This is a genomic window from Bacteroides faecalis, assembly GCF_003865075.1.
Classification (GTDB): domain Bacteria; phylum Bacteroidota; class Bacteroidia; order Bacteroidales; family Bacteroidaceae; genus Bacteroides; species Bacteroides faecalis.
On sequence record NZ_BHWB01000006.1, the window covers coordinates 212,229 to 234,363 of the forward strand.

18 protein-coding genes are annotated in these 22,135 nt (G+C 36.2%); 15 read left to right on the forward strand and 3 right to left on the reverse strand.

Features of this window, described 5'->3' with window-relative positions:
• Window positions 1-94: 94 nt before the first annotated feature.
• Genes EJF25_RS12520 through EJF25_RS12530 form a run of 3 tightly spaced genes read right to left on the reverse strand, consistent with a single transcriptional unit; the run spans window position 95 to window position 3,606 of the window.
• On the reverse strand, window positions 95-751 hold the full coding sequence (locus EJF25_RS12520) for an ABC transporter ATP-binding protein (protein WP_125041418.1): 657 nt from the start codon (window positions 749-751) through the stop codon (window positions 95-97).
• Window positions 752-760: 9 nt separating this feature from the next.
• Window positions 761-1,492: a tRNA threonylcarbamoyladenosine dehydratase gene (locus tag EJF25_RS12525; protein WP_125041419.1), complete on the reverse strand. Its 732-nt coding sequence runs from the start codon at window positions 1,490-1,492 to the stop codon at window positions 761-763.
• Window positions 1,474-3,606, reverse strand: a complete 2,133-nt coding sequence (locus EJF25_RS12530) for a cation:proton antiporter domain-containing protein (RefSeq protein ID WP_125041420.1) — start codon at window positions 3,604-3,606, stop codon at window positions 1,474-1,476. The genes EJF25_RS12525 and EJF25_RS12530 overlap by 19 nt, the downstream gene beginning before the upstream one ends.
• A 199-nt stretch (window positions 3,607-3,805) precedes the next feature.
• On the opposite strand from EJF25_RS12530, the gene EJF25_RS12535 reads away from it, so the two are divergent.
• The 15 genes from EJF25_RS12535 to tnpC all read left to right on the forward strand — a co-directional run bounded on the left by EJF25_RS12535 (window position 3,806) and on the right by tnpC (window position 21,838).
• Window positions 3,806-4,813, forward strand: a complete 1,008-nt coding sequence (locus EJF25_RS12535; protein ID WP_125041421.1) for an aspartate-semialdehyde dehydrogenase — start codon at window positions 3,806-3,808, stop codon at window positions 4,811-4,813.
• Window positions 4,814-5,305: 492 nt separating this feature from the next.
• Entirely contained in the window at window positions 5,306-6,013 is a 708-nt protein-coding gene (locus tag EJF25_RS12540) for a glycosyltransferase family 32 protein (protein ID WP_125041422.1), read from the forward strand.
• A gap of 55 nt (window positions 6,014-6,068) precedes the next feature.
• Window positions 6,069-8,276: a peptidase domain-containing ABC transporter gene (locus EJF25_RS12545; RefSeq protein ID WP_125041423.1), complete on the forward strand. Its 2,208-nt coding sequence runs from the start codon at window positions 6,069-6,071 to the stop codon at window positions 8,274-8,276.
• A gap of 1 nt (window position 8,277) precedes the next feature.
• Window positions 8,278-9,594 carry an HlyD family secretion protein gene (locus EJF25_RS12550; RefSeq protein ID WP_235016798.1) on the forward strand — a complete coding sequence of 439 codons (1,317 nt, stop codon included), beginning with the start codon at window positions 8,278-8,280 and terminating at the stop codon, window positions 9,592-9,594.
• Window positions 9,591-10,280 carry a lanthionine synthetase LanC family protein gene (locus tag EJF25_RS12555; RefSeq protein WP_125041424.1) on the forward strand — a complete coding sequence of 230 codons (690 nt, stop codon included), beginning with the start codon at window positions 9,591-9,593 and terminating at the stop codon, window positions 10,278-10,280. The genes EJF25_RS12550 and EJF25_RS12555 overlap by 4 nt, the downstream gene beginning before the upstream one ends.
• Window positions 10,277-11,515: a TIGR04157 family glycosyltransferase gene (locus EJF25_RS12560; RefSeq protein ID WP_125041425.1), complete on the forward strand. Its 1,239-nt coding sequence runs from the start codon at window positions 10,277-10,279 to the stop codon at window positions 11,513-11,515. The genes EJF25_RS12555 and EJF25_RS12560 overlap by 4 nt, the downstream gene beginning before the upstream one ends.
• Before the next feature lie 360 nt (window positions 11,516-11,875).
• Window positions 11,876-12,175 (forward strand): TIGR04149 family rSAM-modified RiPP, encoded by a 300-nt coding sequence (locus tag EJF25_RS12565; protein WP_125041426.1) that lies wholly within the window; start codon window positions 11,876-11,878, stop codon window positions 12,173-12,175.
• Between the two features lie 72 nt (window positions 12,176-12,247).
• Entirely contained in the window at window positions 12,248-13,345 is a 1,098-nt protein-coding gene (locus EJF25_RS12570; protein ID WP_125041427.1) for a DUF4934 domain-containing protein, read from the forward strand.
• Complete coding sequence (locus EJF25_RS12575; protein WP_125041428.1) at window positions 13,345-14,547, forward strand: radical SAM peptide maturase; 1,203 nt, start codon at window positions 13,345-13,347, stop codon at window positions 14,545-14,547. Before EJF25_RS12570 ends, EJF25_RS12575 begins: the two co-directional genes overlap by 1 nt.
• 513 nt (window positions 14,548-15,060) lie before the next feature.
• Window positions 15,061-16,017, forward strand: coding sequence for a hypothetical protein (locus tag EJF25_RS12580; protein ID WP_125041429.1), 957 nt, complete (start codon window positions 15,061-15,063; stop codon window positions 16,015-16,017).
• Window positions 16,018-16,391: 374 nt separating this feature from the next.
• Window positions 16,392-18,257 carry a glycosyltransferase gene (locus EJF25_RS12585; RefSeq protein WP_125041430.1) on the forward strand — a complete coding sequence of 622 codons (1,866 nt, stop codon included), beginning with the start codon at window positions 16,392-16,394 and terminating at the stop codon, window positions 18,255-18,257.
• Window positions 18,254-19,141 carry a glycoside hydrolase family protein gene (locus EJF25_RS12590; protein ID WP_125041431.1) on the forward strand — a complete coding sequence of 296 codons (888 nt, stop codon included), beginning with the start codon at window positions 18,254-18,256 and terminating at the stop codon, window positions 19,139-19,141. The genes EJF25_RS12585 and EJF25_RS12590 overlap by 4 nt, the downstream gene beginning before the upstream one ends.
• 237 nt (window positions 19,142-19,378) lie before the next feature.
• Complete coding sequence (gene tnpA / locus EJF25_RS12595) at window positions 19,379-19,723, forward strand: IS66 family insertion sequence element accessory protein TnpA (RefSeq protein ID WP_125041432.1); 345 nt, start codon at window positions 19,379-19,381, stop codon at window positions 19,721-19,723.
• Window positions 19,724-19,726: 3 nt separating this feature from the next.
• A complete protein-coding gene (tnpB, locus tag EJF25_RS12600) occupies window positions 19,727-20,086 on the forward strand; it encodes an IS66 family insertion sequence element accessory protein TnpB (RefSeq protein ID WP_125041433.1) in 360 nt (119 codons plus the stop codon).
• Window positions 20,087-20,173: 87 nt separating this feature from the next.
• Window positions 20,174-21,838, forward strand: coding sequence for an IS66 family transposase (gene tnpC, locus EJF25_RS12605; protein ID WP_125041434.1), 1,665 nt, complete (start codon window positions 20,174-20,176; stop codon window positions 21,836-21,838).
• Window positions 21,839-22,135 lie beyond the last annotated feature (297 nt).

The window sequence follows — 22,135 nt, forward strand, 5'->3', positions numbered from 1 at the left end:
CCGTAGAGAAGCGATATAAAGATATAGCTAAAAGATAAAACAGCCATCATCCTCTCGCCATTTGGTATTGCTTTTTAGAAGTTTGGTCCTTTTATTAAACTTTTTTAATCATACCGTCCACCATATTGACCGTTCTGTCGGTTATCTTCGACAGGTTGTCATCATGAGTGACAATCACAAAGGTTTGTCCTAAACGTTCCCTCAAGTCGAAGAACAACTGGTGTAATTCTTCTTTATTGTGAGTATCCAGACTTCCCGAAGGTTCATCGGCCAAAATCACCGCAGGATGATTAATCAAAGCCCTTGCCACAGCCACCCGTTGTTTCTCTCCACCGGACAATTCATTCGGTTTATGAGAAGCACGCTCAGTCAGCCCCATGAACTCTAATATTTCCAAAGCACGTTCATTGGCCTCTTTGGACGAAACACCTGCTATGAAAGCCGGAATCATCACATTCTCCAAAGCCGTAAACTCCGGCAATAACTGATGGAACTGAAATACAAAACCGATATTCTTATTACGGAAAGCAGAAAGTTCCTTCTCTTTCATCCAGCTCACAACCGTACCATCAAATTCAACAGTCCCCGCATCCGGCTCATCCAGCGTTCCCATAATTTGCAATAAAGTCGTCTTACCGGCTCCACTAGGTCCTACAATACTGACAATCTCCCCTTTATTAATCTCAAGGTCGATTCCTTTTAATACTTGTAACGAACCAAAACTTTTGGTTATTCCTTCTAATCTTATCATAATAACCTTCTATAATCGTTTAATAACATATTCCGCCAGATAGCACCCAAACACCGCCGGCATATAACTCACCGTCCCGCAAGTGGACTTTTTATTCCGTTCGTCATCCGTCAGCAATACAGCCTTCGGGTCCGCCTGTTCCGTACTGAATACCACTGGTAATTTCCGTTTCATTCCCATTTTCTGCAATCTTTTCCGAACGGCTTTACTCAATCCACAATGATAAGTCTCCCAAAGATCGGCAAAACGAACTTGTGTAATATCGCTTTTTGCCCCTGCACCCATGCTCGAAACAATTTTAATATGACGTTTCATTGCCTCAAAAATTAGAAAACATTTCGGACTAATGGTATCGATCGCATCAACAATAAAATCAAACTTGGTAGAATCCAACAGTTCCGGAATATTTTCATCTTTCAGATATACAGGCATTACTACCAACTCTATTTCCGGATTAATATCTTTATACCTTGTTGCAAGCACCTCCGCTTTCGACATGCCCAATGTAGAGTGCATGGCGGGCAACTGGCGATTCATATTAGTTGGCTGTACGGTATCAGCATCCACAATCGTTATCCGTCCCATTCCCGCACGACAAAGCATTTCAGCAGCATAAGCCCCTACACCACCCAAACCTACGACTAACACGTGCGACTCCCGGATGCGTTTCATTTTATCCTCTCCCAACAGGAGCTCTGTCCGTTGTTGCCAATTCTCTTCCATCAACTTTTCTTTAACCATTTATAAAACCATTTGCCTACCTTATCATAATGTTGTGATTCATTATATCCGCGCGGATCGGAGAACGAAACAATCTCCTGCGGTTCTCCAAACTGATCCGGATACAAGATAATCAAACTATTATTGGCAAAATATTTCCCAAGTTGTCCCGGCAGACGCTCAAAAGAAGGATCATAAGAAATGGAACCGCGACGAGCGCTAATCACAACCAGCAAATGATCATAATTCACCTGCCCTGTCAATAACAGCAGGTCATCCCATTCTTCCAATATCGAAAATTCAGTCGGTGTACTGCTATGTCTCTTTTTCACCAATTGCTGCAAACGCATTAAAGTATGTTCATTGGCGAAGAAATGTACCCGACATCCCAGCATACTTCCCATCCGGCAGAAATGTTCCACCCATTTCTGAAATCCGGTTTCATACTCCGCTTTCGGCGGTACTGCAATATTGATACGGCGAAGTGTATTCACCGGCATCAAGAACTTTGCAATCATCACTTCCCGATGCGTACCTTTCAACAGATTTTCCGCCAGATTTCCAAAGAAGGAATCGACTATATTAGCTTTCCGGTGCAGACCGATAACAACATCCGTAGCTTCATATTCTTTTATAGTATGTATAATTCCCGAAGCAATATTTAAATCATAGCGGCTCACCATCGTCACCGGCACGTCTGCTGCTGCAGCAATCATAGCCGCTTTCTCAAGATTACGTTTTCCTTGCAATTCTTTATTCTCGGAACTGTTATTGTCATTAATCACATTCAACGCTATCAATCCATTTTTTTGTTTGGCGTCTTTTATGACTAAAGCCAAGTTTATCAAGTCCTCAATCGTTTCAGGATTGGCAACTGGAATAAGAATCTGTTCCTGCAATTTCTTTTCGCCTTCTTCTTCCTGAACACTTTCGTTAATGGCAAAACGACGGGCGGCACGTTCGGTCACCAGAGAACTGATGATGCACGTAAAAAGTATCATAACAACCGTACCGTTCAGCACATCATCATTCAGCAAACGTTGCCCGTTCTCCATAATGATTTCATGTCCAATCAGCACTGCCGCCAAAGTAGCCGCTGCCTGTGCGTTACTTAATCCGAACATCATGCTCCGTTCGTTAGGTTGCATATGATAAATCTTCTGAGTAAGCCATGCAGCCAACCATTTACTAAAGGTAGCGACTATTGTCATAACTAAAGCTACTTTCAATGCTTCCCCACCCATAAAAAGGCTTCGGATATCGATAATCATTCCCACTCCAATCAGGAAATAAGGAATAAACAAGGCGTTTCCTACAAACTCTAGCCGGTTCATCAGTGGCGAGACATGTGGAATCAAGCGGTTCAGGACAAGACCGGCCAAGAAAGCTCCGAGAATCCCTTCCATTCCCACAAACTCCATCAGACCACCTCCCAGAAAGACCATTGCCAGCACAAACACAAACTGCATCACACTGTCATCATATTTTCGGAAAAACCAGCGACCGATACGTGGGAAGAAAAATATAATCAGGAAACCCAGGAAGGCAACTTTCACTACCAACAGGACCCAGAACATGCTGTCAATCGTACCTTTATACATTCCACCAATCACAGCAAGAATTATCAATGCAAGGGTAACGGTTACAGCAGTACCACCAATTGTTATATTGACACAGCGAAGTCGGGAAAGTCCGTATCTACTAATAATAGGATAAGCAATCAACGTATGGGAAGCATACATACTAGCCAATAAAACAGCCGTAGTAAAACCATAACCGAGAAAACTCATGCTACTCCATACACCAAGCGCCATCGGGATAACAAAAGTAAACAAACCGAAAACAATACCTTTCGTCCGGTTTTTCTTGAAATCCTCCATATCCATTTCCAATCCGGCAAGAAACATGATATAATAGAGTCCCACTTTTCCAAATAGTTCAAAACTACTATCACGATCCAGGATATGAAAACCATGTTCTCCAATCAGGACACCAGCCAAGATCATTCCGATAATATGAGGAATATGCAGACGTCCCAGAATCATTGGCGCAAAAAGGATGATTATTAATACAAGAAAAAACACCCAGGTCGGGTCAGTGATTGGTATAGTTAAATCAAAATCAAACAGATTCATACGTCCATGGTTTTAGGATTTCACTGCAAAGGAACAAAAAAGTTCGCACACCTCCAATTCGTACAGAAAGAGAATACATAATAATTCTTCGAATAAAATGCGGATTATATGGCAAAATGTTATAATTTTGCAGCCAATTCTTTACTATTCGGTAGAATAGGTAGATAATCAATTTATTCACATTTAACAAAAGAAAAAGATGAAAGTAGCTATTGTTGGCGTAAGCGGAGCCGTAGGACAGGAGTTCCTGCGCGTGCTCGATGAAAGAAACTTCCCGATGGACGAGTTAGTTTTGTTCGGTTCTAAACGTAGTGCCGGAACAACTTATACTTTCCGCGGTAAACAGATCGAGGTTAAACTCTTACAACACAACGATGACTTTAAAGGTGTAGACATTGCTTTCACTTCCGCTGGTGCAGGAACATCTAAAGAGTTCGAAAAGACCATCACCCAATATGGTGCTGTGATGATTGATAACTCTAGTGCTTTCCGTATGGACGCTGATGTACCTTTGGTAGTACCTGAAGTGAATGCCGCTGACGCATTGAAGCGTCCACGTAGCGTCATTGCCAACCCGAACTGTACAACTATCCAGATGGTAGTTGCACTGAAAGCCATCGAACAGCTTTCTCATATAAAAACGGTACATGTTTCTACTTACCAGGCTGCCAGCGGTGCAGGTGCTGCTGCCATGGACGAACTGTACGAACAATATCGTCAGGTATTGACTAACGAACCTGTTACTGTAGAAAAGTTTGCTTATCAGTTGGCATTCAACCTGATTCCTCAGATTGATGTGTTTACTGAAAACGGTTATACCAAAGAAGAGATGAAGATGTTCAACGAGACACGTAAGATTATGCATTCTGACATCAAAGTCAGTGCAACTTGCGTTCGCGTTCCTGCATTACGTGCTCACTCTGAAAGTATCTGGGTAGAAACTGAACGTCCAATCTCTGTAGAAGAAGCTCGCGAAGCATTCGCCAAAGGTGATGGTTTGGTTCTCCAAGATAATCCGGCTGAAAAAGAATATCCGATGCCTTTGTTTCTTGCCGGTAAAGATCCTGTTTATGTAGGACGTATCCGCAAAGACCTGACTAACGAAAACGGATTGACTTTCTGGATTGTAGGTGATCAGATTAAGAAAGGTGCTGCACTGAATGCGGTACAGATTGCTGAGTATCTGATTAAAGTAAAGAACGTATAATAGAAGAAATCTAAGACTTATATAAAAAGTCGGCTTACAGCGTAAAATATTTACAATGTAAGCCGACTATTATTTTTTCAAGCCTCCTCCCCTCCCTTCCCACCATAAGAAATTAGACTCATCTTTGACCTAAACTATTCAGTCGATTTGTCTTCCTAGACATTTTTTCACCTCAATAAATGAAATTCAAAGCCAAATATGTCAATGACGATCATAACAAATACTCATCGAATTTGAAATTAGCCAAATATTAATAGGAATTATCAACAAGAAAATCCCCGATGAAATGGAATATTTTTAACAAAAAAGATATTGGTCCGAAATGGTCAGCCGTTTTATTTGCTTCGATAACCCAAACTTCCTACCTTGCATTTCAGAAAAGCACAAGAGTCCTTGAACATTTAGATGATTCAATTTATGGATCATTCTATATAAGCAATAGGATACACTTTATTTTACAAAACACTTTGTTAATATGAAAAACTTAATACTATGAACAACATTCCGAAAATAATCCACCAGTTATGGTCAGGAGAAGAAAAGCCCTTACCTGAAGATCTTAAAATATTAAGTGAGACTTGGAAAGAATATCATCCTGACTGGAGTTATGAATTCTGGGACAATAATCGAATCAAATCTTTTATTAAACAGTATTATCCCAACTATTGGGATGTATATTATAGTTTTCAATATAATATACAGCGATGGGACGCTATACGTTATCTTATTCTAGATAAGATAGGGGGAATGTACGTTGATTTTGACACAGAATGTCTAGCTTCTCATAACGACTTACTTAAAGATAAAACCTGTTGTTTCTCAATGGAACCTAAAGAACATGGCAAACGGTTTGGGCGTGAACTCTTCTTTAATAATGCTATGATGGCATGTGTACCAGGACATCCTTTTATGAAGAAAATTGTAGATACTGTTTTTCAATATAAGAAACCAGATCCGAATGATTTGTCACGAAGAAATAGAGTATTAGAAATCTTTCATACCACTGGTCCTCTTCAAATAATAAAACTATATGAAGAATATACTGATAAAGACACTATCCACCTAATTCCTTCCAAATATGTGTCTCCTTACACTGCTAATGAAATTTCACTAATACGGCAGGGATATGAATCCGAGGAGCTAGAAAACAAATTGGAAGAAGCATATTCTATTCATTATTTCTTCAATGCTTGGGTATAATGATAAAAACATTTAGCGTTAAACTATTTTAAAATAGCCAATAACAGAAAAAGTGATGATTAAACCTTTTCCTCATTATCAGCAACTCGACTCTATGGACTGTGGTCCATCTTGTTTACGCATGATTGCCAAATACTATGGTCGTAGTTATTCCCTACAGAATTTGAGGGAAAGGAGCTTTATTACCCGGCAAGGAGTTTCCATGTTGGGTATTAGCGATGCTGCTGAAAGCATTGGTTTTAGAACGCAAGGAGTACGAATTAGCTTGGAACAACTTATCGAGGATGTACCTTTACCTTGTATCCTCCACTGGAACCAGAGTCATTTTGTGGTGCTGTATGCTATTAAAAAGAGAAAATCAGGAGATATTTTCAAAATTTCCGATCCTGGTAAAGGAAAATATGATATGAACACTACCGGATTCGAAAAATGCTGGATAAGCACTCGAAAAGAAGGAAAAGATTCCGGCACAGCTTTGGTATTATCTCCAACCCCCGATTTCTACGAGCAAATCGATGATCAGGAGCAACAGAAAAGGAATTTATCCTTTTATCTTCGTTATTTATTTCCTTACAGGTCACAGCTTTGCCAACTTGTAGTCGGAATGCTATTGGGAAGTGTTTTCTCACTTATTCTCCCTTTTCTTACACAAGCAATGGTTGATCAAGGTATCGGAAACCGTAATCTTAACTTTATCACTCTGATACTTATTGCCCAGTTGGTTTTATCAGTCACTCAGATGGGGGTCGGTTTCATCCAAAGCTGGATCAGTCTGCACATGAACACCCGAATAAGTATTACTCTAATCTCTGATTTTCTTGCCAAACTGATGAGGTTACCCATTCGTTTTTTCGACGCGAAGAATATAGGAGATATTCTGCAACGCATTGGAGATCACGGGCGTATTCAGTCATTCATGACAGGAACGACCTTAACCACTATATTCTCATTCTTCAACTTTTTTATTTTTGCCTTTATAATGGCCTATTATAACCTGACCATATTAGTTGTCTTTTTGGTAGGAAATGCGTTATATGTGACCTGGATTTTATCCTTTATGCGTTATCGCCGTAAATTAGATAATGCCCGATTCGCGCAAGCTTCCGCCAATCAAAGCAATATGGTACAACTTATCACCGGTATGCAGGAAATTAAACTGAATAATTGTGAGAAGCAACAACGCTGGAAATGGGAATCTATCCAAGTGAAGCTGTTTAAAATCAGTATCCAAGGAACTGCTTTGGGACAGATTCAGCAAGTCGGTTCTCTCTTTTTCAGCCGGACAACCTCATTACTCATTTCATTTTTGGCAGCTAAAGCTGTTGTAGACGGAGAAATCACATTGGGTATGATGATGTCTATCAGTTATATCATTGGTCAGCTATCCGGTCCGATCGGTCAGGTGATTGGTTTCAGCCAATCTCTACAAGATGCTAAAATCAGCTTGGAGCGACTGAACGAGATTAATAATAAGGAAGACGAGGTTGCTGTCGTGGAAAGCAAAATAAACACACTTCCGGAAGATAAAACACTCAAACTGGAAAATGTAAACTTCAGCTATGATGGTGCAGAAAGAGAATATGTACTGGAAAACCTGAACCTAACTATTCCCCAAAATAAAGTAACAGCGATTGTAGGAGCCAGTGGTAGTGGAAAAACAACTATCATAAAGTTATTATTAGGCTTTTACGAACCGGTAAAAGGTAAAATAAAAGTAGGCAACTACTCGCTTACAGACATCAATCCCCACTTGTGGAGGCAGAATACAGGTGCTGTGATGCAAGAAGGATTCCTTTTCTCCGATACCATTGCAAACAACATTGCACTGAGTGAAGAAACTGTTGACCAAAAGAAACTATTGTATGCCGTAGAAACAGCCAATATCAAAGAGTTTATTGAATCACTTCCTTTAAAATACAATAGTAAAATAGGTATGGAAGGAAACGGTGTCAGTCAAGGACAAAAACAGCGTCTATTGATTGCGCGGACTATTTATAAAAATCCGATGTTTATATTCTTTGACGAAGCGACCAATGCACTGGATGCCAATAATGAACGAATCATATTAGATAATTTAAAGGAATTCTATAAAGGACGAACGGTAGTGATTGTAGCACACAGGCTTAGTACTGTGCAGAATGCAGATAATATTATTGTACTGGATGAAGGTAAAGTAATCGAAGAAGGAACACATAAAGAACTGACTGAGAAGAAAGGAGCTTATTATACCTTAGTGAGAAACCAGTTAGAGTTGGGAGTATAATATGATGAAAGAGCAAGAAAAAAAAGAAGAAGATATAATAGAACTCAGAAGTGAAGAATTCCAAGAAGTTCTGAGTGGTATCCCCCCATGGATACTACGCTGGGGTATTACCACTGTTGCTATCATCGTCGTTATTTTATTAATCGGCAGTAGCATATTCAAATACCCGGATACCATCACATCTGCCATTACGCTCACCGGAAGCAAGCCTGCTGCAAATATCGTAGCAAAGTCATCAGGTAAGCTACAAGAGTTATTTGTACAGGACAATCAACTTGTACAGACAGGAGATTATCTTGCAGTCATAGAGAATCCGGCTAAAACAGCAGACATTCTTTATCTGAAGAAATTCTTGCATAAATATATGTCATACCCCGATTCAATCGTTTCATTGCCACTAAAAGATATGAATCTGGGACTCTGTCAAGCACTTTATTCATCCTATTATCTGGCATTATCCCAATATATTCAGTTCAGAAAACTAGGGTACTATCAGGACAAGATAGATATGATGAAAGATCGGATTAGCAGAAATGAAAAACGCTACCAAGATATGTTGTATCAGGAAGAACTGGTGAGCCAACAACTGGTAATCGCATATAAACAATATCAAAGAGATTCGACTTTACACATAAAGGGAGCAGTCTCGGGCAAAGCTTTGGAAACGACTTACAATCAATATATTGGAGGACAGCTTTCTATGGAGAATATGCATTCTACGCTTGAGAACCTGCATATTCAACTGGCTGAAATGAAAGAAAATTTGCTCGATACAGAATATCAGTACATCGATAAAGAAAGTACACTGACTACTCAACTGAAGTCGTTAACCATTCAGCTATTAACAGAAATACAAGCATGGGAAATAAGCTATGCATTGATTGCGCCCATACCCGGAAAAGTTACATTCACTAATTATTGGATTGAGAACCAAAATATCATTTCAGGTGATATCGCATTTAATGTGATTCCTTCATCTAACAATCATTTGATTGGAAAAGCCTTACTTCCTGCCGAACGTTCAGGGAAGGTAAAAGTTGGGCAAAAGGTGAATATAAGATTTAGCAATTACCCGGATAACGAATTCGGTCTAGTAAAAGGAAAGGTACGAAATATCTCTCTTATCGCGATCAAGGTGGAGACTAAAAATCATTATGTAGTTGAAATCGATCTGCCGGATGGGCTTACTACTACTTATGGTAAAGAACTGCCTTTTATTTCGGAAATGGAGGGTCAGGCAGATATCATCACTGATGATATGTCTTTGTTGGAACGTATTTTATTACCGATAAAAAAAATATTAACTGAGAACTTATGAATAATAAACAAGAAATGCTACAACGTATCGCCAGATATTTGATGCTACACAGTAGCTTTATGGACAAAATCGGGCTGTTTGAAGGAAAAATGGGAATTATCCTGTTTTTCATGAATTATTCCAAGTATACAGGTTGCAAAAGATATGAAAAGTTTGCAGGAGAGCTCATTGACGAGATTTATGCAGAAATACATATCGATTGCTCACCAAACTTCGGAAATGGCTTGGCAGGTATTGCCTGGGGAATGGAGTATTTAATAAGAAATAACTTTGTAAAAGCGGATCCGGATGAGGTTCTGAGAGAATTGGACTATCGAATTTTAGAAAGAGATGTCAGGAGAGTGAAAGACTTTTCAATAGAAAATGGACTGAAAGGAATTGCTATTTATGTAATTAGCCGCTGCGCAGGCAGAGAGTATTCTTCCATTTTCAAAGATTATATCATTGATTTAGTACACTCTTTACAAACCAATATACCCGATGACACAGAATGCTTACGCCTTATCGGTATCCTACAGGATATTATCAACAAAAAGGAAACATCCTGTGAAATGGATTTCCTTGATAATTTCATTGCTCAAATTCATGTAAACGATCCCCTTAATTTTATTGTAAATAGAAACTTAGGAATCAAAGAAGGACATGCAGGAATAGGACTTAAAATGATGCAGGAGGAAAGTGTATGACGAAAAAGAAGATTTATATATTCAACAATAATTCGCGTGCTGCTATATATGGAATTGGAACGTATATTGCACAATTGATTGATTGTCTAAAAAAGGAAGAGATTGAATTTGGGCTCATTTATATTCATGCAGCAGGAGAGGAAGTTACAGTTACAGAAAAAGAAGGATATCAATTAATATCTATTCCGAGTACGAACTCCTGTAATTCCCGCGGTCGTGAGTATTATACACGAAATATTGCTTATTTGCTGAAAGAATTCATTCCAGTAGAGAAAGGGGTAGAATATATTTTCCATCTGAATTTTATGAATAATCCGACACTGGTCAGCAACCTGAGAAAGATGTTCAAATGTAAAGTCATATTAGTTGCACATTATTCTAATTGGAGCTTTACTCTGTTGGGAGATAATCTTAAGCTTCAACAAATTCTGAAAAAAAGGCCTAAAAAACGCAATTATAGCGAACAGAATATCGTTAAAGACATAAAAGAAGATACCAAAATGATTACTAAATGTGACAAATTTGTTTGCATCGCCCGCCATTCTATGGAATCATTTACAAGTATCTGCCGGATAGATGCAAAGAAAATCGTATTAATAAACAACGCACTAAAAGATTGTTATATACCTGTAAACGAAGAGCAAAAACGAATCCTTAGGCATAAATATTACATTCAGGAAGGAGTTCCTCTCTTAATTTTTGCAGGACGTCTGGATGAGGTGAAAGGTATCGCTTACCTCATTCAGGCATTCAGGAAAGTATTAGAAACATATAAAAATGCCAGATTACTGATTGCAGGCGATGGAAACTTCAACCGATGGTTGAAAGAAGCAAAAGATATCTGGTCACAAATAACTTTTACCGGAAGGCTAGAGAAAGATGTATTATATGAACTTTATCATATAGCAGATATGGGGATTGTGAGTTCCCTCCATGAAGAGTTCGGATTTGTTGCTATTGAGATGATGATGAACCAGTTACCTATTATTGTATCAGATACAGGAGGCTTATCGGAGATTGTAGAAAATGACATTTCAGGATTGAAAATACCTGTAATGAACGATGGTAAACAACAAGTAATTGATGCTGAAGCATTATCAGCCAAAATGATACAACTGATTAAACAACCCGGCTATGCGGAAATTTTGGCAGAGAACGCTCGAAAAAGATTCCTGAAGAAATATGATCTGATGATTTTCCGAGAAAAAATGTTGAATCTTTATCGAGAAGTTTGACTTTCGCAGCCGACTATATGCCAATAATATGTAAAAAGTCATTTTCTTATGTCTTTACCAATAATATTCAGTTAACGCTTTCACAATTATCGTATTTTGTATGCACAATTGAATAAAATTAAATAGGCTCTTAACCCAGACTAAGTGTGTCACTTTAATGATTAACTTTAGTTACTCAAATTATTATAAAAGTAAAAATATTGGAAGCATATATAGAGGAAATTTATAATGTTAACTATTTAGAAACTGTCTTTGTTTGAAATAGGAATACAATAAATATAGATACTATAATAAATAAAAATATAGTAAGGGTGAATGCTGAAAGGCCTTAAGCGTGTAAGCTAATTAAAAAATTAAGTAATGAAAAAATTAAGTAAAATCCACTTAAGCCGCTTAGAAAAAATGAGCTTAAGTAAAAATGAGATGCTCCTCCTGCAAGGAGGTGTGTATTATGGTAACGGACAAGGTAGCTGTGGTTGCGGATGCTTGGGACCGTCTTCAACAGAAGACAATCTTGCAGCCAATTCTGTTTATCTTTTAGACACTCCAGGGGATTGGTATGGTAGTATAACTGGTGATCGTCCTGGTATGTGCTGGCTCATGCATTGGGACTATGATTTAGATAAATATGTATCTGAGGACACAGGAAGTAGAGGCTAGTAAATGAAAACTCACTAAGTAGTCTGATACTACTTAGTGAGCTATTATTAAACAAACTTTCAATATAGCGAAATGAAAACACACTATATAATTATATTGTTTACATGCTTATTTATATCATGTCATTCTAATAGTCGAAACGACTTAAGCCCTGAAATCCCTGTTATAGATATTGCTGAAGCATGGGATAATAATAACAAGAAAGTTATTAATGCAAGTGAATTATTTTCCAATGTTGAATATATTCCCCTTGAAACTAATAATAAATATCTGGTAGATAAAATTCCCAATTACCATATTACTGATAACTTTATTTTCATGGGAGGATTTCTTTTCAATAAAAAAGGAGATTTTGTTGTAAAATTGGGAAAGACAGGACAAGGACCGGGCGAATTTATATCAGTAAAAGACGAGCTTTTTAATGAGGATCGTAAGGAATTTTATGCGCTTGATAATTATACAAACTATATCCATGTGTATGATATAAATAACCATTATTTAAGATCTATTCCAGTGCCCACGTTTAGAAATAACTTCTTCTTAATTGATAAAGATCAATTGCTTATTACAAATAGGAGAGGCTTACTCAGTAGAACTCCAGAAAGCTGCGAGTATAGTTATATAATAATAGGAGTGGAAAAAGGGGATACTCTTTATAAACATACATCTATTAGTTTATCAGAATTAAAAGAAATAAAACATATCTCTGGAGTACCATTTGATGCGTTTTGGACTTATAATGATACAATGAGTTATTATGATGGTATCCGAGATACTATATACGCATTAAAAAAAGGACGCATTGATTATCCGCGTTATATTGTTGATTTTGGTAAGTATAAAGATTTTAAAGAGATCAAAAACACATTGCCTGCTGATTATAAAAGGGGAATGTACATGAAAATAATAACAATTCATGAATATAAGAAGTATCTAAAACTCAATATCACATATAACATGGAACATAAAACTATTGTATACAATAAAACGAATAAATCCACATTTGTTTTAGATAATATTCAAAAAGATATCGATGGTATTTGTGGGGAGGGATCATATATCTGGCCTGGTGATTTGGATAAGGAGCAAATAAATATGATTACTTCCAAAAGTGGAAAAAAAATAAGAGAAGAAGATAATCCGATTATAATTATAAAAAAAGAACGATAATGGAACCATTATTTTTTACAAATTACAATAATATTTATTATTATAATAATAATAGTAAAGTTCTAGTATATATACATCCAATTCTATACTCTATAATCAGAACTAAAAACTCAGGGAATCCAATCGATATTAAAACTTTGGCAAAAGAATTCCCATTAGTTTCAATTGAAAATATTGAATATTATCAAAGAAAATATGTATATATGAAGAAATATATATTCCAAGAGAACGAACCAATAGAGACAGAATTCAAGAGATATACACCAAATGACATAATACAGAATCTTGTTAATTCATCTCAACTTGTATTTGAAGTTACAACAAAATGCAATATGAAATGCGCTTACTGTGCATATGGTGAATGTTATGACAACTTAGAATATTCTCCTAATAATACACTCACTTTTGCCAAAGCTAAAAATATTATAGATTATTTATTTAACATATGGAATTCTAAAAACTATGTTTCATTTAACAAAAGACAAAATATTGGTTTTTATGGTGGAGAGGCACTTTTAAACATAAAATTAATAGAAGATATTATTTATTATGTGGATAGTAAAGCAGCAAAATCTAATATTATCTTCAAATATTCCATGACAACCAATGCCATATTATTAGATAAATATATGGATTTCTTAGTAAAACATGATTTCAATTTATTGATAAGTTTGGATGGAAATGAATTTAACAATGGGTATAGAGTATTAAAAAATAATTTATCTAGTTATAATATTGTACTTAATAACATCAATAAACTAAGAAAAAAGTATCCAGAATATTTCGAAAGAAATGTTTCATTTAATTCTGTTTTGCACAATAAGAATTCGGTTAATGAAATCTACTCTTTTTTTAAACAACAATTTAATAAAAAGCCTTCTATAGGAGAACTAACATCTTCAGAAATAGATAAAAGTAAAATGGATAAATTTAATCGAATGTATAAAAACATGTCTAAAGAAATAAATATAAGCAACAATGAAGTTTATTTTGAGAATTCTCCTATTATCCGTAACATATTTTCATTTCTTTATTACTATTCTGGCGTTATTTACAAAGATTATTACTTTTTTTTGTTGAAACATCTACAAAAGAAAATACTTATGCAAACAGGAACTTGCCCTCCTTTCACAAAAAAATATATATATCATGTGATGGAAAAATTCTTCCTTGTGAAAAAGTATCTCATAAATATGCATTAGGAGAAGTCACTGATAAATGTGTCAATATCAATCCAGAACTAATTGCAGAAAAGTATAACCAAATATTTGAGATTCTTAATCACCAATGTAATCGATGCCATGGGAAAATGTTTTGTGGAAAATGTTTTTTCTTTATCGATCAAATTGATAGTAACCATCCTAAATGTAATGCTTATATGGATCTAAAAGATTTCTACTATACCTTTGGTAAATTACTCGGTATATTAGAGCATACTCCATCTATCTATAATAATATTTTAAAAATAAAACTCTCATGACTACAAATAATATATTTTACCTAGAATCATTTGTGTTTATTTTTCATGACAACACTAATGTACTACTATATAATTCTATTACATACGATTCTGTCGAATTTCCAACCACCCAACCACTATTAAAGTTTATTCTGAAATTAGATGATCCATCTAATATGAGACGTATAAAACTTTCTAAAGAAATCATGGAAGACCAAAGTGTATATTACTTCATTGAAAAAGTGAGAGAACTGTTTTGGGGGATTTAATAGACAAAGAATTATTAACAGAAATGCCAGTTATAATTCCACCTATATGCAATTTTCAAAAAGATAAAGAAGTAGATGCTCATAACGCTTTTTCTTATTTAAATGAGGTGAAGATAGTTACTGACATATCTCCATCTTCAAATGTTTATTTATACAAGAAGATTTTTAATCAGACACAACTTTTGGTTAGCGATGAGCTTATATCTGAACTTTCAATAGAAATCCTAAATAAAATATTGTCAATACTACCATCGAAATGCCACCTAACTTTTTTAGGCACTGATATCATGTCATATTTTTCATTACATAATGTATTTTCTTTAATACCCAATCTACCAAGGGCCACAATTTGTGTTGATTATCTAAAATTTGCATGGAATACAAATTTTCAAATTTTCGATTTTAAGATTGTCATAACATTTCCAATCCAAAAAGAAATACTAAAAAATATTATCAAAAGTTCTAACAAACTATCATCAACATTTACATACATCTTTTTAGTTTTTAACGAGGATGACTATGAAATTGCAAATGCAATAATCAATGAACTTCACATTTTCAGTTATGAATTAATTCCTATTTATAACAATAATATTCAGTTTTTTGAAAAGTTTGTATTTAATACTCCAGAAAGTTTATTGGAAAGTTGTATATCGAAAGACGATATTTTCCAACATCAAATATTTAATTCTTATGATTTTGGAAAAATCATCATTTTCCCTAATGGAGACATAAAAGGGAATCCATATCTTCCAACTTGGGGAAATATAATGAATGCGGATCTAAGGGAGTTAGCTAGTAAGGAAATAAAATATGGTAAGTCATGGTTACGACTTAGAGAACAGGGCGCTTGTAACACTTGCAGATATAAATGGATTTGTCCTTCTCCATCATGTTATGAATTTGAAATAGGAAAACAGAATCTTTGCCATATAAAGCAATAAAAGAAATATTATTGATTTAATCCTTGTAATCTTATGCTGCAAGATAATCTATATTTATGAAATGAATTATAAATAACTGTCTCAGGATATTTGACATGCACTCCAAAAGTTAAACATAAACTTTTGGAATGCATTAAAAAAATACACATTAGAATCAAGGTTCAATATGGTGAACCAAACAAAATCAGGCAAACCTTAGTTACTCTCACTTGAATATGGATTACATGAGAATAAGATTCTCGATTGAGTTCATCTATTTGATTTATACAGGAATAGTCTTAAAAAACTGAGTTCGATATAATTTTGGAATGGAATAAATGTAAGCATTCCACAAATAAGTATAGAATTCCTTGCCGAATTAAATATAGAATATTATGGAAAAGAAAGAAATCTCATTTACCGTTATCATGCCTACATACAATCAATGTATGTATATTCGTAGAGCCATCAACAGCCTGTTTGCTCAAACATACGCAAATTGGGAATTGATTATTGTGAATGATGGCTGTACTGATCTTACTGAAGATTTTATTCAAGATTATCTACAAGATGAACGAGTGTCCTATATAAAATATACCCCCAATCAAGGATTGGGGTATGCTTTGAATCAGGCATTAGATAAAGCTAAAAACAACTACATAGCCTATTTACCTTCTGACGATTATTATTATGAAGAACATTTGCAAATAATAAAAGAACGCTTCAAACAATCAGAAGATCAGATATTGCTCTATACAAATGCTTCGTCACAAATTATAGATTCGTATCAGTATAATAAAAATCATACAATAGCGGGATTGTTCGCCGGATTAGGATTACAATTGGTACAAGTTGCCCATAAAAAAACGGTAGACAGATGGATAGAACGAAGCCAATGGGTAACGAAAGATTTGTTTCAGATGTTCTGGCATAAACTAACCGGATATGGAAGTTTTTTACATATAGACCAAGAAACCTGTTCGTGGACAATCCATCTTACCCAGCGACATAAACAAATAGATGATAAACACAACGGCGGCTTGAATATTTATCGCAGTTATTATCAAGTGAAAGAACCTCTAAAAATGCGGGTATCTGCCATTAACTTTGTGAATGAAGAAGAAATATACCAATCGTTCAGAGCTATCTATCCCGTGAAAGAAGATGCTCTAAAAATATTGATTGTGGGTGAATTAGCATATAATCCTGAACGTATTTATGCATTAGAACAAGCTGGGCATAAATTATATGGATTATGGATTCCTAAACCAAATGCAAATTTCTTCACAGTAGGTCCTTTACCTTTCGGACATATAACCGATATATCACGAGAGTACTGGGAAGAAGAAATCAGACAAATTAAGCCCGATATTATTTATGGTTTGTTGAATTATCAAGCCATAGAATGGACTTATCTTGTAGCCCAAAAATTCCCTGAAATCCCATTAGTATGGCATTTTAAAGAAGGCCCAATGGTTGCCCAACGTTACGGTACATGGGACAAACTACTTTCTCTATATCATTTGGCAGATGGAAATATTTATCTTAATCCAGAAATAAAAGAATGGTACGAACAGTTTGTGTCTCCCAGAGGTTTATCATTTGTAATGGACGGTGATTTACCCAAAGCCGATTATTTTACAGATGATTTTTCGCCCCGATTATCTGAAACTGACGGAGAAATTCATACTGTAGCTCCAGGACGATTAGTGGGGGTTGGATTTAAAGATCTAGCTATATTGGCAAGTCGTAAAGTACATGTACATCTATATGTAGAGAATTACCTGGAACATAAAAAAGGTTTCATAGAAGGAGCATTCAACGCTACCCCCGATCATTTCCATCTACATACGCGCTGCTCACCCAAAGAATGGGTAAAAGAATTTTCCCAGTATGATGCCGGGTGGTTACATTGTTTTGACAGCACAAATCATGGCTCATTACGAAAAGCTTCATGGGACGATTTAAACATGCCAGCACGTATGAATACATTAGCAGCAACAGGACTTCCTATGATACAAAAGGATAACTCCAAGCACATTGTGGCAATGCAGTCACATGTAAAAAAACGAGACATAGGAATCTTTTTCAAATCATATGAAGATTTAGCGGATCAGTTATATGATAATGAGCGTTTAAAACAATTACAGCAAAATGTGTTGATGAGTCGTATGGATTTTGCATTCGATACATATGTCGTACCATTGATACAATTTTTCAGAGAAGTCATCCACTATAAGAAACAATCAATAAAAAAATGATGAAAACAGATCTACTATGCCAAGTTGCTAATACATTATATTTAAATCATTACCAAGTAGAATCCATTGGATTACAGGATGGGCGAATGGGAATTACATGGTTTATGTATCAGTACGCCCGTAAAAGCGGATGGAAACAATATGAAGAATTAGGTGATTATCTGCTTGAACAAATCTTAAACAATACCCACACTAAAATTAGTCCAGATTTTTCAAATGGAATTGCAGGAGTCTGTTGGTGTATCCGCCATCTGATAGATAATTCATTCATAGAAGCCGATGATGATGTGTTTGAAAATTACAATACAATCATTTATAACCGCACTTTAAATGATTGCATACAAGAATTAGACACAACACACAATCCTGTTTATACTAATGGACTTTATGCATTATATACTCATACAAAGGAGGAAGAAGAGTTTACCCAAATATCCTATCTGGAAAAAATATTAAAACTAACAGAGAAACGAACATTACCTATTGGATTCCTTAATTCCATTTTATATGTGTATTTGGCTTCTACTTTCAACGAACAGAAAAACAGCCAATCAGAATTTGAGCAGTTATTCTATCTACATACAACAAAAGCCTTACAAGCTAATTTCTATACGAAATCTGATAGAAGTATCTTAAAACTATTAGTTGAAAAAGCCAACTTTCAACAATCCATGAACTGGAATAATTTATTGCCCAATGAGATAATAACTCCAATCGTGGCAAACTGGCAAATCTTGATATATGCTCCTATTTTAAATAGTAACAAACTATCTTGTAACGAACAGGCTGTAGAACAATACATAAAAGAGAAACTAATAAATTTAACACCGGATGATCTATCTTTAAATGGTTTAACCGGATGGGCTCTTCAGCAAATTGTATGAAACATTACAAGGCGGTCTAGACTTTATTCAATAACATCTCGATAGATACCCATTTTACAACTTCCTCTGCCGAATCAATAACTTATTCATTGGTTCGGCAGAGTTTATTTGTATTTATATAATTGATCTGTTAATCTATTACAAACTTCAATCAACTGTAAGCATTCAGCAAACCGCGTATTATAGGCCAATATAGTTCTTCATACCTTTGCGCGCAAATTATAAAACGTGAAAGATATGAAGAACTTAACTTTAGATGAATTCAAAAAGATTCATGAGGATTGGAAATCTACTGGCCTTTCCATTCGCGACTATTGTGGTAATACAGGTTTTGAAGAAAGTAAATTCTACTATTGGCGTAAAAAGCTTACAGAGTCATTGTTACCGCAAAGCAAGGGATTTGTACCAGTACAGATGAACCGTCAAAATGGAAAAATCACTATGGGCACCACCATCATTCCAGAAGTGAAGATGGAGAACAATGTCGCTTGTGAAATAGTATACCAAAATGGTGTGACCCTTCGAGTGAATAGCGACATGCCGCTTGAGATGCTCCGCTCCTTAATCCTTTTATGCCAGTAGTCTATGTTTAATCTAAATGACTCAAACCGATTCTTCCTATACCCATATCCCACGGATATGCGCAAAAGCTTCTATTCACTAAGTGGTATCGTAACCAATCACATGGGTATGGACGTTCAGGATGGAGATGCTTACATCTTCATCAATAAATCATTGACCGGTTTAAAGATACTTCATACTGAATATGGGGGCTTGGTTATCTATAATATGAAGCTCGAGAGAGGAGCCTTTAAACTTCCCGAAATAGACTCGGATGATACGGCTACCTCAAGAAATATAAAGTGGTCTGACTTGATGATGATTGTGCAAGGAATATCAACTTCAGATGTTAAGCGATGCAGTCGTTGGAACCCTAAGAAATAGTAGTGTTTATTGTGACTTTTTGGCATCACAAAGCATGGAAAAACGCCTGATTTTCGTATCTTTACACCATAAATAAAGAACTAAAAGATGTCAGAAAGCCCGAATCAACAAACCCTCATTGACCAGCTGCTTCGCGACCGCGACGCGGAATATCGTCGTGCTGCTAAAGCAGAACAACAGCTGAAGGAATTGAGCGATGCAAAGAAAATGAAGGCTACGTACGAGGCTAAGCTGGCAGAAAAAGAGGAAGCTCTCCAGAAACGAGATAAAACGATTGAAGATAAAGACAATCTTATCGCCCAACTGGAACAGAAACTTCTCTATCTGGAACGGAAGATGTGGGGAGCCATGTCGGAAAAACGACGAATCCCCGATGATCCGAATCAACTCAAACTTGACTTTGAACAACTTGAGATGACGCCTGAAGAGGAGGAAACCGCTCGAAAGGCCATTGAAGAAATTACCGACTACAAAAAAGTAACAGTCAAAGAGCACGAAAAGCGAGTCCCTGTTCGGCAGAAGTTACCTGAAAGCCTTCCTCGTGTAGAAGAACATATCTATCCTGATGGGTACAAAGGGCATGAGGATGAATGGGTACTGTTTGATGATACTGAGACATCTGAACACTTGGAGTTTAATCCTGCTGAATTATATGTTCGAGTGACTATCCGCCACAAAGGTATGCGCAAAGACACGAAGGAGATACTAACCGCTCCTGTACAGAATGAACCCATTGCCAAAAGTTACGCAAGCGCATCGCTACTTACAGACCTAATGGTTGGAAAGTATGTAGATCATCTTCCTTTCTACAGGCAAGTCCAAATGTATAAGCGATTAGGGGTTAGCATACCTCCATCAACCATCGAATCCTGGTTCCATGATGTAGCAGATTTAATGCGGCCTGCTTATTATCGATTAAGAGCACTCGTTTTAGCCACAGATTACGTTCAATCTGATGAAACCACGGTTCCGATTATTAATAATGAGAAGCATCAAACGGTAAAAGGATACTTATGGTTGGTTCGGAGTGTAGTAAACAATTTGATTTTCTTTTCCTATAACGAAGGATCAAGAGGCCAAAAAGTGGTTATCCAACTCTTTAAAGATTATCAAGGAGCCATACAAACAGATGGTTACGCTGGATATAACATCTTGGAAAAGTTTAAAGGTATCACCACCCTGTGCTGTTGGGCGCATGCCAGACGCTATTTTGACAGAGCGTTAACCCATGATAAGGCTAGAGCGGAACATGCGTTAGCCCAAATCGGCATGCTCTATGATGTAGAACGAATGGCTGACGATCAAAATATGGATACCATCCAACGCATGGAGTTACGCAAACGACTCGCTTATCCCATTATACGTGCTTTTGAAAAATGGTGTATATGTGAACAGAACAATGTGCTTCCCAAGAGCCCTATAGGAAAAGCCATCGGCTACTTCTTGAATTACTCACGTCAGCTGGTGCGTTATACCATGGATGGTCGATATCTGCCCGATAATAATCTCATCGAAAATAGTGTACGCCCGGTAGCTTTGGGCCGCAAGAACTATCTCTTCTGCGGCAATCATGAAGCAGCTGAAGATGCTGCTGTGATTTACTCTCTGATGGGATGCTGCAAAGCGGTAGGCGTAGACTTCAATGAGTGGATGAACTACTTACTTAACCACGTTCATGAGTATGATAATGATTACTCAAAGGACTTGGCTGAGTTGCTTCCTCACTCGCTCAAAGAGCGTGCAATCATTTAAGAATCTCCTAAAAAGTAAGAGATGTCTCTTAAAAACTGGAACTTTTTCAGAGAAAAGTCGGAATTCTTAAGAGATATCTCAATATCTTTAAAGACCTCGTGAGACGGGGGTTACCAAATGCTTACAATCAACTTATAACAGATATATTAAATTTAATACTATATTTAACGGAAAAGGAATCTAAGACTTAAAACACATAAATAAAAGCTATGAACAACACTCCTATAATAATTAAGATAGGATCTGGTTAGATGATATATATAATTATGAACTCCTCTCCAGCAATGCCATGATGAC

What these genes read in the sequence shown, in the direction of transcription:
- EJF25_RS12520 (WP_125041418.1), bottom strand. Translation starts at nt 751, where the DNA reads ATGATAAGATTAGAAGGAATAACCAAAAGTTTTGGTTCGTTACAAGTA.
- EJF25_RS12525 (WP_125041419.1), bottom strand. Translation starts at nt 1,492, where the DNA reads ATGGTTAAAGAAAAGTTGATGGAAGAGAATTGGCAACAACGGACAGAG.
- EJF25_RS12530 (WP_125041420.1), bottom strand. Translation starts at nt 3,606, where the DNA reads ATGAATCTGTTTGATTTTGATTTAACTATACCAATCACTGACCCGACC.
- EJF25_RS12535 (WP_125041421.1), top strand. Translation starts at nt 3,806, where the DNA reads ATGAAAGTAGCTATTGTTGGCGTAAGCGGAGCCGTAGGACAGGAGTTC.
- EJF25_RS12540 (WP_125041422.1), top strand. Translation starts at nt 5,306, where the DNA reads ATGAACAACATTCCGAAAATAATCCACCAGTTATGGTCAGGAGAAGAA.
- EJF25_RS12545 (WP_125041423.1), top strand. Translation starts at nt 6,069, where the DNA reads ATGATTAAACCTTTTCCTCATTATCAGCAACTCGACTCTATGGACTGT.
- EJF25_RS12550 (WP_235016798.1), top strand. Translation starts at nt 8,278, where the DNA reads ATGATGAAAGAGCAAGAAAAAAAAGAAGAAGATATAATAGAACTCAGA.
- EJF25_RS12555 (WP_125041424.1), top strand. Translation starts at nt 9,591, where the DNA reads ATGAATAATAAACAAGAAATGCTACAACGTATCGCCAGATATTTGATG.
- EJF25_RS12560 (WP_125041425.1), top strand. Translation starts at nt 10,277, where the DNA reads ATGACGAAAAAGAAGATTTATATATTCAACAATAATTCGCGTGCTGCT.
- EJF25_RS12565 (WP_125041426.1), top strand. Translation starts at nt 11,876, where the DNA reads ATGAAAAAATTAAGTAAAATCCACTTAAGCCGCTTAGAAAAAATGAGC.
- EJF25_RS12570 (WP_125041427.1), top strand. Translation starts at nt 12,248, where the DNA reads ATGAAAACACACTATATAATTATATTGTTTACATGCTTATTTATATCA.
- EJF25_RS12575 (WP_125041428.1), top strand. Translation starts at nt 13,345, where the DNA reads ATGGAACCATTATTTTTTACAAATTACAATAATATTTATTATTATAAT.
- EJF25_RS12585 (WP_125041430.1), top strand. Translation starts at nt 16,392, where the DNA reads ATGGAAAAGAAAGAAATCTCATTTACCGTTATCATGCCTACATACAAT.
- EJF25_RS12590 (WP_125041431.1), top strand. Translation starts at nt 18,254, where the DNA reads ATGATGAAAACAGATCTACTATGCCAAGTTGCTAATACATTATATTTA.
- tnpA (WP_125041432.1), top strand. Translation starts at nt 19,379, where the DNA reads ATGAAGAACTTAACTTTAGATGAATTCAAAAAGATTCATGAGGATTGG.
- tnpB (WP_125041433.1), top strand. Translation starts at nt 19,727, where the DNA reads ATGTTTAATCTAAATGACTCAAACCGATTCTTCCTATACCCATATCCC.
- tnpC (WP_125041434.1), top strand. Translation starts at nt 20,174, where the DNA reads ATGTCAGAAAGCCCGAATCAACAAACCCTCATTGACCAGCTGCTTCGC.